Source organism: Chryseobacterium sp. PET-29, from assembly GCF_025736815.1.
Lineage (GTDB): Bacteria > Bacteroidota > Bacteroidia > Flavobacteriales > Weeksellaceae > Chryseobacterium > Chryseobacterium nepalense.
Genome location: NZ_CP107053.1, coordinates 1,630,522 through 1,643,353 on the forward strand (window position 1 = coordinate 1,630,522; position 12,832 = coordinate 1,643,353).

Annotated in this window: 11 protein-coding genes; 3 read left to right on the forward strand and 8 right to left on the reverse strand. The window is 37.0% G+C overall.

Translation table 11 applies throughout. The annotated features are described in order from the left end of the window. Window positions 1-15: 15 nt before the first annotated feature. On the reverse strand, window positions 16-621 hold the full coding sequence (locus ODE14_RS07105; RefSeq protein ID WP_263603519.1) for a DUF2911 domain-containing protein: 606 nt from the start codon (window positions 619-621) through the stop codon (window positions 16-18). Between the two features lie 157 nt (window positions 622-778). Here ODE14_RS07105 and ODE14_RS07110 point away from each other — a divergent pair, with 157 nt between their 5' ends. Further along, window positions 779-1,009, forward strand: coding sequence for a hypothetical protein (locus tag ODE14_RS07110; RefSeq protein ID WP_263603520.1), 231 nt, complete (start codon window positions 779-781; stop codon window positions 1,007-1,009). Window positions 1,010-1,352: 343 nt separating this feature from the next. Here ODE14_RS07110 and carB read toward each other — a convergent pair whose 3' ends face one another. The 3 genes from carB to ODE14_RS07125 form a co-directional block, all read right to left on the reverse strand. Further along, on the reverse strand, window positions 1,353-4,532 hold the full coding sequence (gene carB / locus ODE14_RS07115) for a carbamoyl-phosphate synthase large subunit (RefSeq protein ID WP_263603521.1): 3,180 nt from the start codon (window positions 4,530-4,532) through the stop codon (window positions 1,353-1,355). Between the two features lie 297 nt (window positions 4,533-4,829). After that, window positions 4,830-5,903, reverse strand: a complete 1,074-nt coding sequence (locus ODE14_RS07120) for a carbamoyl phosphate synthase small subunit (RefSeq protein ID WP_263603522.1) — start codon at window positions 5,901-5,903, stop codon at window positions 4,830-4,832. A gap of 185 nt (window positions 5,904-6,088) precedes the next feature. Next, window positions 6,089-6,979 carry an aspartate carbamoyltransferase catalytic subunit gene (locus ODE14_RS07125; RefSeq protein WP_248392596.1) on the reverse strand — a complete coding sequence of 297 codons (891 nt, stop codon included), beginning with the start codon at window positions 6,977-6,979 and terminating at the stop codon, window positions 6,089-6,091. A gap of 245 nt (window positions 6,980-7,224) precedes the next feature. Here ODE14_RS07125 and ODE14_RS07130 point away from each other — a divergent pair, with 245 nt between their 5' ends. Both ODE14_RS07130 and ODE14_RS07135 read left to right on the forward strand, forming a co-directional pair. Further along, entirely contained in the window at window positions 7,225-7,686 is a 462-nt protein-coding gene (locus ODE14_RS07130) for an Lrp/AsnC family transcriptional regulator (RefSeq protein ID WP_248392595.1), read from the forward strand. A 51-nt stretch (window positions 7,687-7,737) separates the two neighbouring features. Further along, window positions 7,738-8,256 carry a SecDF P1 head subdomain-containing protein gene (locus ODE14_RS07135; protein WP_263603523.1) on the forward strand — a complete coding sequence of 173 codons (519 nt, stop codon included), beginning with the start codon at window positions 7,738-7,740 and terminating at the stop codon, window positions 8,254-8,256. Between the two features lie 30 nt (window positions 8,257-8,286). Here ODE14_RS07135 and argH read toward each other — a convergent pair whose 3' ends face one another. The 4 genes from argH to ODE14_RS07155 all read right to left on the reverse strand — a co-directional run bounded on the left by argH (window position 8,287) and on the right by ODE14_RS07155 (window position 12,619). Continuing rightward, window positions 8,287-9,591: an argininosuccinate lyase gene (gene argH / locus ODE14_RS07140; RefSeq protein ID WP_248392593.1), complete on the reverse strand. Its 1,305-nt coding sequence runs from the start codon at window positions 9,589-9,591 to the stop codon at window positions 8,287-8,289. A gap of 148 nt (window positions 9,592-9,739) precedes the next feature. Continuing rightward, window positions 9,740-10,822: a M20 family metallo-hydrolase gene (locus ODE14_RS07145; RefSeq protein ID WP_263603524.1), complete on the reverse strand. Its 1,083-nt coding sequence runs from the start codon at window positions 10,820-10,822 to the stop codon at window positions 9,740-9,742. After that, window positions 10,797-11,591 carry an acetylglutamate kinase gene (gene argB / locus ODE14_RS07150; protein WP_263603525.1) on the reverse strand — a complete coding sequence of 265 codons (795 nt, stop codon included), beginning with the start codon at window positions 11,589-11,591 and terminating at the stop codon, window positions 10,797-10,799. Before argB ends, ODE14_RS07145 begins: the two co-directional genes overlap by 26 nt. 68 nt (window positions 11,592-11,659) lie before the next feature. Further along, entirely contained in the window at window positions 11,660-12,619 is a 960-nt protein-coding gene (locus ODE14_RS07155; RefSeq protein WP_263603526.1) for an N-acetylornithine carbamoyltransferase, read from the reverse strand. Window positions 12,620-12,832: the final 213 nt, after the last annotated feature.

Here is a 12,832-nt window from a genome sequence, read left to right on the forward strand (position 1 = left end):
GATGCTGAACTGCAATTAACTCTTTGTTTTAGCAGCATCTGCTTCGATTTTTTTAATTTCTCTAAGTTTATCGGCAATTTTATTGACAGCATCCGGCTTGGAAGGTTTTACCGGAACTTCAGCCTGCAGATCGTCCCATTTTAGCACAAGATTAGCAGCATTTTCGTCGGTAGGATTCAGGGTAATTTCAAACCACTCCTGTTTATCAGCCAGCTTGTTCACCGGAACGGTAACATCTACTACATCCTGTTTCGGATCATAGGTATAAGCACCCCACTGCTGGAAGTCTTTATTGAGTATTACTTTCCATTCTTTTTCTGTAGGAACGATGAATAAGCCATACGTTCCTGCCTGAACAATCTTACCTCCGAAATTCACCGACTGTCCGAAAGTAATTTTCGTAGAAGAGTTGGCTCCCGCTCTCCAAACCTGTCCGTAAGGTACTAATTCTCCGAAGATCTTACGTCCTTTCACGCCCGGTCTTCCATAGTCAACCGTTATTTTAGACATTGAGAACTGCTGCTCTACTTTCTGACGCGGGCTTGCCGCCGGTACCGAATAATCCTGTGCAAAACTGAAAGCCGAAACTGATATACAAATGGCAAATAGTAATTTTTTCACTTTTAAAATTTTGTTTAAAAATACAAAATCGGGATCAGAAAAGTATTTGTTCGGGATGCTAAAATTTTGTTAAAGATTGTCGTTTCTCACTTGTCTTTTGGAAATTAGTATCTGATTCGTGCAATAAAAATTTTATATATTTGTTAAAAACAAAGAGATGGAATCTGTTACATTAAAAAATATTCAGCAGTTACTAAAAGATGCTCCGGAAAGCGTTCTGGAAAAAGTTTTAGACTATATTGAAGCAATTCTTAAAGATGAAAGCAATACTTTTACACTTTCTGAAGAACAAAAAGAAAGCCTTCAAAAAATAAAAAAAAGACCATACGAACAGCATACGGAAATTGATACTTTTCTTAATGAAATGAAATCGAAGTATGATATTTAAGATCATCATTTCCGATGAAGCAAAAATTGATATAGAACATTCTTATCTTTATTACCAAAGAAAAGTAAGTAAAAAAGTTGCGGATCATTTTTCAAAGATTTTAAATCTTCATTAAATATTATTTCTAAGAACCCATTTTTTAAAATTTGGCATGAAGGTTTTCATTGTAAACCAATGAGAAAATATCCTTTTCTAATCTTTTACATGATTGATAAAGATCTGCGTACAATTATTATAGCCCGAGTTTTTCACACTTCTCAGAATCCGGAAAAATATCCATAAAAAAACCTCACAGGTTTTTAAAACCCGTGAGGTTGATTATATAAACATTAATAATTTTACATTACATCGTTTCCATTTTGAAGCTCATGCTTTCGATTACTTTTAAGATGGCTTCTACCGTATCCATGGATGTTAAACAAGGTACCCCGTTTTCCACACTCATTCTTCTGATCTGGAAACCGTCTCTTTCGGATTGTTTTCCTTTCGTCATGGTGTTCACCACATACTGAACTTTTCCTTTCTGGATAAGATCAATCAGGTTAACACTTTCCTCTCCTATTTTATATCCTATTTTGCAAGGAATTCCTTTCTCTTCGAAGAATTTTGCCGTTCCTTCCGTTGCCCAGATTCTGAAACCAACTTCATGGAATCTCGCTGCCAGATCCGCCGCTTCCTGCTTATGCTTATCTGCTACCGTGAACAGGATGGAACCGTGCATCGGAACTTTTCTTCCGGCAGCAACCAATCCTTTATAAAGCGCCTTTTCAAGGGTGGTATCTTTACCCATAACCTCTCCTGTAGACTTCATTTCAGGGCCTAAAGAGATATCAACTTTCGTTAATTTTGAGAAAGAGAACACCGGAACTTTTACGAAAACACCTTCTTTGTTCGGAACCAGTCCGCTTTCGTAGCCTAGGTCTTTCAATTTTTGACCTAAAATTGCTTTCGTAGCCAAGTTTGCCATCGGAACTTCTGTAATTTTAGATAAGAAAGGAACTGTTCGTGATGATCTTGGATTCACCTCAATCACATAAACGTTTCCTTCGAAAAGAACGTACTGGATGTTCATTAATCCGATGACGTTGAGTCCTTTTGCTAATCTTTTGGTATAATCAACCAAAGTATCGATTTCGCTTTGTGAAATATTCTGTGGAGGATACACTGCAATTGAGTCTCCGGAGTGAACTCCTGCTCTTTCGATGTGTTCCATAATTCCAGGAATGATCACTGTTTCACCATCGCAAATCGCATCGATTTCCACTTCTTTTCCAACCATGTATTTGTCGACCAAAACAGGATGCTCAGGGCTTGCTTCTACCGCGTTTTCCATGTAATGTGCCAGTTCAGTCTCTGTATAAACAATTTCCATGGCTCTACCTCCCAACACGTAGCTCGGGCGAACCAATACCGGATAACCGATCTCGTTGGCAATTTTTATCGCTTCTTCTTTTGAAACAGATGTTTTTCCTAAAGGCTGCGGAATCTGCATTTCCTGAAGCGCTTTTTCAAATTTATCTCTGTTTTCCGCTCTATCAAGATCTTCCAGAGAAGTTCCTAAGATCTGAACACCATGAGAAGCCAATTTATCCGCTAAATTGATGGCCGTCTGACCGCCAAACTGTACCACAACACCTTTTGGTTTTTCCAGTTCGATGATATTCATCACATCTTCTTCCGTCAAAGGTTCAAAGTATAATTTATCTGAAATGGAGAAGTCTGTAGAAACTGTCTCAGGGTTATTGTTGATGATAATCGCTTCGTAACCCATTTCTTTGATCGCCCAAACCGAGTGAACTGTCGCGTAATCAAACTCAACACCCTGCCCGATTCTGATCGGTCCTGAACCCAGAACGATGATCTTTTCTTTATCTGAAACAACACTTTCATTTTCCTCTTCATAAGTTCCGTAAAAATATGGGGTTTCAGATTCGAATTCTGCGGCGCAGGTGTCTACCATTTTGTACACCGGCATTACCCCGTTTTCTTTTCTGAAATTGAACACTTCCCTTTGTGTAACATCCCAAAGGTGAGCAATATTTAAATCTGCAAAACCTAATTTTTTAGCTTCAATCAGAATTTCTTTGCTGAATTTATTTTCTGCAATCGTTTTTTCGAAATCAATTAATTTTTTGATTTTCCAGATGAAGAATTTATCGATTTTGCTCCATTCTACAATTTGTTCCCAGTCGTACCCTCTTCTTAAAGCATCCCCGATGATGAACAATCTTTCGTCGTCACAAACCCTGATTCTTCTTTCGATTTCTTCCGCTGTTAAAGCTTCGGCTTGTTTGGTTTTTAAACCGATATGTCTGATTCCTGTTTCAAGGGAACGGATGGCTTTTTGTAAAGATTCTTCGAAATTTCTTCCGATTGCCATTACTTCACCCGTTGCTTTCATCTGAGTTGATAATCTTCTGTCCGCTGTTTCGAATTTATCGAACGGGAATCTTGGGAATTTCGTCACTACATAATCCAATGCCGGCTCAAAACAAGCATACGTTTTTCCTGTAACCGGATTCATGATTTCATCAAGTGTTAAACCTACCGCGATTTTCGCAGCGATTTTCGCAATCGGATATCCTGTTGCTTTTGATGCTAAAGCTGAAGAACGGGAAACTCTAGGGTTTACTTCGATGATATAATAATTGAATGAATGTGGGTCTAATGCTAACTGTACATTACATCCACCTTCAATTCCTAATGCTCTGATGATTTTTAATGAAGCATTTCTCAGCATCTGATACTCTCTGTCCGAAAGCGTCTGAGAAGGCGCCACAACGATGGAGTCTCCTGTGTGAACTCCCACCGGATCTATATTTTCCATGTTACAAACCACAATTGCGTTGTCGTTTGCATCACGCATTACTTCATATTCAATTTCTTTGAAACCTGCGATTGATCTTTCAATCAGACATTGCGTAACCGGACTGTGTTTTAATCCTAATTCTGCAATTTCCTTCAATTCAGTTTCGTTGGAAGCGATACCACCTCCTGTTCCACCCATGGTGAAGGCCGGACGAACAATTACAGGATATCCGATTTCATCAGCAAATTTTAAAGCTCCTTCAACTGTGTTCACGATGTCTGATTCCGGAACCGGCTCGTTCAGTTCTCTCATCAACTCACGGAACAAATCTCTGTCTTCTGCTCTGTTGATGGCTGAAAGCTTGGTTCCCAACACTTCCACTTTACATTCTTCAAGAATTCCTGATTTTTCCAATTCTACCGCCATATTCAGTCCGGTTTGCCCACCAAGCGTTGGTAAAAGCGCATCCGGACGTTCTTTTCTGATGATATGACTTACAAACTGAAGTGAAATCGGCTCGATATATACTTTATCTGCGATTTCAACATCCGTCATAATCGTTGCAGGGTTTGAATTGATCAAAATTACCTTGTAGCCTTCTTCTTTTAAAGATAAGCAAGCCTGCGTTCCTGCGTAATCAAATTCCGCCGCCTGACCGATAATGATTGGTCCTGAACCGATTACTAAAATTGTTTTTATGTCGTTTCTTTTCATTTTTAAATTTATCCTTTTTGTTAATGTTGAACCCTTTCGGGTTCTGATGTTCGTTGTTTTACCATTTTCATGGTTTTCACCGTTTTCCATAGGTTGCACCTACGGCTATTCATAATTGAATCCTTCGGATTCTTTTAATTTAAGCAGCGAATTGCACGCAGCCCGACTTGAGCGGAAATCCTTTTTTGCCATCCTGTTTGTTCTATTTTCGCAGAAAAGTCCTGCAAAAAAGATTGGGAGCCCTTCGACTTCGCTCAGGATAAACTACAGGCGGATTAAGCTGTCCAAATTCATATTCTACTTTTTAAAATCTTCCATCAACTGGATAAAATCATCGAATAAATAATTCGCGTCTTCAGGACCCGGACTTGCTTCAGGGTGATACTGAACGGAGAAACAAGGGTGAATTTTGTGCTTCAGACCTTCGTTCGTCCTGTCGTTCAATGCAATATGTGTTTCAATTAAATCTGTATTTTTCAAACTTTCCTGATCTACCGCGTAACCGTGATTTTGGGAAGTAATGGCCACTTTGTTTTTCTCTAAATCCAACACCGGATGGTTTCCTCCCCTGTGTCCGAATTTTAGTTTGAATGTTTTTGCTCCGCAGGCCAGACCTATTAATTGGTGACCCAGACAGATTCCGAAAATCGGAACTTTTCCTAAAATTCCTCTGATCATTTCTAAAGCCTGCTGGTTATCTTCAGGATCACCGGGACCGTTGGATAACATTACTCCGTCCGGATTCATCAGTAAAATTTCTTCTGCTGTTACATCCTGGGAAACTACCGTAATATCACAGTTTCTTTGAGATAACTCCCTGATGATCCCTAATTTGGAACCGAAATCTACCAATACCACTTTTAAGCCTCTTCCCGGATTTGCATACGGTGTTTTTGTAGAAACCTGCTCCACCTGATCGGTTGGAAAGTTGGTTGATTTTAATTCTGAAACTACGGTGTTTTCATCAGCATCAGCGTTTACAATTTTTCCTTTCACTACTCCGTGGTTACGAAGAATTCTTGTCAGTCTTCTGGTGTCGATTCCTGAAATTCCTGAAAGGTTTTTCTTTTTAAATAATTCATCTAAAGTAATCTGAGTACGAAAATTAGATGGCAGATCACAAAGTTCCTTTACAATAAGCCCTTTGATCGCCGGTTCTATACTCTCATAATCATCTCTATTAATTCCATAGTTTCCGATTAATGGATAGGTCATGCACACAATCTGACCGCAATAAGACGGATCAGAGATCAGTTCCTGATACCCTGTCATTCCGGTATTGAAAACTACTTCCCCTGCCGTTTCCAATTCTGCTCCGAAACCTTCTCCATGAAATACTTCACCGGACTCCAGTATTAATTTTTTCTTCATTTTAAACTTTTATCTCTTATTATTTATTTTATATATCCACATGGGTTTCACCCACGGCTATTAACATGTCGCTCCTATGGAGCTTGGACAACCTGTATGTTTTTGTTTTCCAGGGCTTCACCCGTCGCTATTATAAATCGCCCTTTCAGGGCTCATCAAAATTTTTTTAAACTATTCCTTGCCTCTTATTTAAAAGTATATCCTTGATTTTCCAAGGCTTCTTTTATGATGGCCATTCTTGCAAAAACGCCGTTCTGCATTTGTTTGAAAACCCTTGAACGTTCGCATTCCACGAGGTCGGTATCAATCTCCACGTCTCTGTTAATGGGTGCCGGATGCATGATGATGGCATCTTTTTTCATGGCTTTTTCTCTTTCTTTGGTTAAACCGTATTTTCTATGGTATTCAGATGCGGAGAAGCTCATTTTGGCATCATGCCTTTCGTGTTGGATTCTTAACAACATTAAAACATCAACCTCTTTAATTAATTCATCAACGTTTAAGTAAGTTCCGTTGATTAAAGCTCCCTCGTCAAACCATTGTTCAGGTCCCGAAAAGTATACCTTCGCTCCAAGCCTTCTCAATGCCTCTGCGTTTGAATTGGCGACTCTGCTGTGTTTAACATCACCTACAATCCCCACTTTAAGGCCTTCAAATTTCCCGAATTCCTGATAGATCGTCATTAGATCCAGCATACATTGAGACGGGTGATTTCCCGTTCCGTCTCCTCCGTTGATTACCGGAATTTTTATATTTTTTAATTCATCAAAATATCTGTCTTTTTTATCTCTGATTACGACAAGATTTACACCTAAACTTTCAATGGTCTTTACGGTATCATACAAACTTTCTCCTTTGTTTACGGAAGAATTTGAAGCATCAAAAGGCACTACCTGCAAGCCCAGTTTTCTTTCTGCAATATCAAAACTCGTTTTTGTTCTGGTGCTGTCTTCAAAGAAAAGATTCGAGCAAAAAACTTCTCCTTCAATTTTAGCCGTTTTTCCATTCGCAAAAGCCAAAGCTTCTGTCACTATCCTGTTGATTCTCCCGGTGCTTAGTTCTGTAATCGTAAACATAATATTTTAATTTTTTTACAAAAAAAAAGCGAAGAAACATCTTCGCTTAAAATAAATAAATATCGTAAAGGGCGCTATCGCCCGGTAATTCTAATGATATAAATACTGTGTTATTCATTAGGTGCAAAGATACAACAATTTTATAAACCGACAAAACCAAATTTCATTATTATTAAAATACCATGATTTTTAAATAATTTAATTTTTAAATACTATTTTTGTTACCCTATCAACCTTTATACAATATGGATTTAAAAGACAAAATGATTCTCAGCATTATTCAGGAAGATTCTACTTATTCTGTAAAAGAAATTTCGGAAAAAATCGGGCTTACTTTTACTCCGACATATGAGCGCATCAAACAACTGGAGAAACAGGGAATCATTGAAAAATATGTAGGCCTTTTAAACCGTGAGAAACTAGGGCTTAATATTGTTGTATATTGTAACGTAAGACTAAAAGAACAATCTAAAAAAGTATTGGAAACTTTTGAGAAAAACATAATGCAGCATGATGAAGTTCAGGAAATAATAAGTCTTTCCGGCGAATACGATTATATGCTGAAAATCATTGCGAAAGATATTAATTCTTATAATGATTTTACCGTGAATGTGATTTCAAATATTCCTAACATCGGGCAATATCACAGTTCTATCGTGCTTCACGAGGTGAAGAAGTCTACGAAGTTTAAGATTGATCTGGATTAAAATTTAAAAATCAGTATCATTTAGCATAACACAACATTTTATTCATTTATAATGAAACATACATTATTAATAATAGGAATAATGGCATCAAGTCTGTGCTTTTCGCAAAATACTTCCGAAGTTGTTGATGTTATCAACAATGGAAAGGTTGAAAACAACGAAGATCGAGATACACAAAACTATATCGCAGAATATCTCACTTCCTTTTTTGACAAAACCTACGAAAAACCTGACGGATTCTACCTCGTTATCGAACAAAAAACTCCTAATAACAAAAATACGCTCGAAATTGAAAGCATTGCTTTCCTAAATTCAACTGACATAAAAAATATTATTTTAAATAAAAATGGCAATAAATACCCCACCGTCCTATTCGAACTTAATGAAACAGGAAGTAGAAAATTAAAGAAAATTACATCTGAAAACTTTGGAAATGGAATCGCTATAATTGTTGACAAAAAAATAATTACCATGCCAATGATTGTTGCTGAGATATCAGATGGTAAGCTTGAATACAACAGTATTCTGCCTTATAACGAAACCGAATTAATAGTTAATAAATTAAAATAATTTTCTTTAATTAATCTTTTTTAAACTAAACTATCCCAGCAATTTACTTTTCAGTTTATTAAACTGATATTCTATCCTATCCAGACAAAGATTTCCGATGCTTCCCTGATGCGTATGATTCAGGTTTCCCATTTTAAAATCAAACTCGCCTTTTTCAATTTCCTGCCCTACCTTTATATAAGCATCGCGGAATGAACTTCCGCTTTTCACTTCTTCATTTATTTTCTCTACACTGAAAAGATATTTATACTTTTCATCCTCCAAAATCCCGTCTTTCACCTGAATATTCGGCAAAGTGTAACTTAAAATTTCAAGACATTCCTTTAATGAATCAATTGCCGGGAAAAGAATTTCTTTCGTCAACTGCATATCACGATGATAGCCTGAAGGAAGATTATTGGTCAACAAAATAAACTCATTCGGCAACGACTGAATTCTGTTGCAACGTGCACGAACCAACTCGAAAATATCCGGATTTTTCTTGTGGGGCATAATGCTGCTTCCCGTGGTAAATTCTTTAGGGAAACTGATAAAATCAAAGTTCTGGCTCAAATACAGACACACATCATAAGAAAATTTGCTTAAAGTTCCCGCCAAAGTTGCCATTGCCATCGACAACATTTTCTCTGACTTTCCGCGCGTCATCTGAGCGTAAACCGAATTGTAATTCATGGATTGAAAGCCTAAGTTATAGGTTGTACTCTCCCGATCAATCGGAAATGAGGAACCATAGCCTGCCGCCGAACCTAATGGATTTTTATTGATGATATTTTTTACCGAAAACAACATCTCAAGGTCATCCAACAACGCTTCTGCATACGCTCCAAACCACAATCCGAAAGAGGAAGGCATCGCAATCTGTAAATGCGTATAGCCCGGAAGCATAACATTTTTATGCTGTTCTGCCAATTTGATTAAGATCTGAAAGAATTCGTCCGTTAAAGCTGTAATTTCACGGATTTCATCTAATAAATACAATTTAATATCCAGCAAAACCTGATCATTTCTTGAACGCGCAGTGTGGATTTTTTTTCCGGTATCCCCTAATTTTTCGATTAAAATTGATTCTATCTGTGAATGAATATCTTCTGCATTTTTATCAATGTTAAAAGTTCCATCTTCAATATCCTGTAAAATCAAAGCCAGAACGAAAAGCATTTTTTCCGATTCTTCCTTTGTAATAATACCTGTTTCTGCCAGCATGATACAATGCGCAACTGAACCTTTGACGTCATATTTTGCCAAACGTTCATCAAAGTCAAGATCTTTCCCGACTGTAAATTTGTTGACTAATATATTGGTGGCATTATCGTCTTTTTGCCATATTTTTTTCATAAATTTCTTTTTTTGTTCGAAGATGGAAGCTAGGTGCTGGAAGTTTACTACCAAATGCTTTATCTTCATTAATTAAAAAAAATTGTTATTTTGAACAAAAATTATATTTTTAGGCATCTTTATTAGCATCCAGCATCCCGCTTCCAACCTACAAAACCTTTTCTAAAATTTGAATATAAATCTCAATTCCCTCCGCAATTTCTTCGATGAAAATAAATTCATCTGCGGTGTGAGAGCGCCTGCTGTCACCTGGTCCGAGTTTTACCGATGTACAAGGAATAATCGCCTGGTCGGATGAAGTCGGCGAGCCGTATGTTGTCCTTCCAATCTCAAGACCTGCCTGTACAAACGGATGCTCCATTTCGATTTTTGAAGAATTTAACCTGAAAGATCTCGCTGTCAACGTTGATTTCATCTGTGATTGGATGATTTCAAATGCTTCTTTGTTAGTATATTCATCGGTAACTCTTACATCCAAAGTGAATGTACAAGACTCCGGAACCACATTATGCTGAATCCCGGCATGAATTCCTGACAGCGTTATCTTTACCTCACCTAAATAATTCGAAACTTTTGGAAATTTAAAATTCAAAATGTTTCGGAGGTCTTCCATACATTTTACAATCGAATTGTCATCATTCGGATGAGCAGCATGAGAAGGAGTGCCCTTCATTTCCCCGTCAATCACCAAAAGACCTTTTTCCGCGATCGCCAGATTCATTTGTGTTGGTTCTCCTACGATGGCGAGCTCCACATTCGGAAGCTGTGGAAATAACGCTTCGATCCCGTCAAAACCTGAAATCTCCTCCTCTGCTGTCAAAGCAACAACTAAATTATATTTTAAATCTTCTTTCTCAAAAAAATACAAAAAAACCTGCGCCATCGAAACCAAAGAAGCTCCTGCATCATTGCTTCCCAATCCGAATAATTTTCCGTCTTTTTCAATTGGTAGAAACGGATCCAAAGTGTAGGCCTTGTTTGGTTTTACGGTATCATGATGCGTATTCAGCAAAATCGATGGTTTGAAAACATCAAAATTCTTATTCACTGCCCAGATGTTATTTTTAAATCGCTTCGTCGGAATCTGATGTCTTTTGAAAAAATTTTCAATTTCCACGGATGTATTAAATTCATCTTTGCTGAATGACGGAATTTCAATCAGTCTTTTCAGCAAATCCACTGCGTTATTCAGTAATTCTTCTTTACTATAAACAGATTTCAGTTCCTGCATGATGGTTTTCTATATGGTTTTTTAGTTCGGTTTCCTTAATTAAGAATACCTTATTCACATGATTTTTTACTGCTCCTAAGGCATTTTCCAATTTTGGAAGAATTCCTTTATGAAGTTTTCCTTCGTTTTTTAAGGTTGAAAATTCTTCTTCAGAAATATTTTTAATAACAGATTCCGGGTTATTTACATCTTCCAAAACACCTTCTTTATCGAAGCAGTACAATAATTCCACATCATATTTTATTGATAAAGCCTGCGCAATTACTGAAGCAATGGTGTCTGCATTGGTATTGAAGAGATGTCCTTTTTTATCATGGGTAATCGCTGAAAACACAGGAACAAGATTCAATTTCAACAATTTTGAGATCAACTTCTTGTTTACACTTTTTTCGGTGATATCTCCCACAAATCCGAAATCAATTTCTTGGTGTTCCCGTTTTTTAGCTTTAATTAAATTCGCATCGGCACCGGAAAAACCTATGGCTTTACATTTCTTCTGCTGAAGTTTTGCCACAATATTTTTGTTAATTCCTCCTGCATACACCATCGCTACAATATCTAAAGTATCTTTATCTGTGATTCTTCGTCCATTCACCAGCTTTTGTTCCACTCCAAGTTTGTCCGCCAAAGTGGTTGCTAATTTTCCGCCGCCATGAACAAGGATTTTCTTTTCCTGAATTTCAGCAAACTGCTCTAAGAATTGTTCTAATAATTCCTCATCATCAATTAATGATCCGCCAATTTTTATGATGTATAATTTTTCTTTCATTTTATACATTTTTTTGATTGGATTATATCCAATCCTTTTATAATTCGTCTTTTCAGGACTCTATTAATTTATTTAGAATTCAATTCATCCAAAATTTCAGAGAAAACGGCCTGCGCTGAGAAAATCCGGTTTTTGGCCTGCTGGTAAATGATGGAATTTTCACCATCCATCACCTCATCGCTCAATTCTACATTTCGACGAACAGGAAGACAGTGCATTACTTTTGCCTTATTGGTATTTTCCAATTTTTCATTCGTCAGCATCCAGTTTCCTTTCACTTCAGGCATCGTCGCATAATCATCAAAGGATGACCAGTTTTTAACATAAATAAAGTCTGCATCTTTCAACGCTTCATCCTGATCATGAATTACTTTCACATCTTTTGTGAAATTTTTATCCAAATCATAACCATCAGGATTTGCAATGACAAAATCGACATCCATTTCCTGCATCCATTCTGCGAAAGAATTTCCTACCGCTTGAGCAATCGGCTTTATGTGAGGCGCCCAGGTTAAAACCACTTTCGGTTTACGGTCTTCATGCCAGTTTTCTGTAATCGTAATGCAATCAGCCAAACTCTGCAAAGGATGGCGTGTAGCGGATTCCAATGAAATAACGGGAACTTTTGCATGCTGTTCGAACTGGCTTAAAATGCTTTCATTCACATCGTCTTCTTTACTTTTCATTCCCGCAAAACAACGAACCGCAATGATGTCACAATATTGATTTAATACTTCAATCGCATCTTTGATATGCTCAACGGTCTCACCGTTCATCACTGCACCATCTGCAAATTCCAGGTTCCAGGCTTCCTGAGCTGCATTTAATGTTAAAACATTTAAACCTAAATTCTGCGCAGCAATCTGACTACTTAAACGGGTTCTCAAACTTGAATTTAAAAAGACAAGTCCTATGGTTTTTCCTTTTCCTTTTTCGAGTTCTAAAAGAGGATTTTCTTTAATCTGTAAAGCTTTTTTTATAATTTCCTGTAAGTTCTCAACGTCACTTACAGCGGTGAATTTTTTCATTTGGAAATTTTTATTTTTTCAATGGACAAATGGAATATCCATTTCATTTTGAATTGATTTTAAAGATTTTTTATCTTACATATTTGATTGAGTTTTTAACGCTATGATCGCGAAGCTTTTTTTATTAAAATTGAAAACATTTTCGTTCGCAAGGGCGTTTCACTCAGGTAATGATAATTATGTTTGTCATTCTGAACGAAGGAAGAATCTATT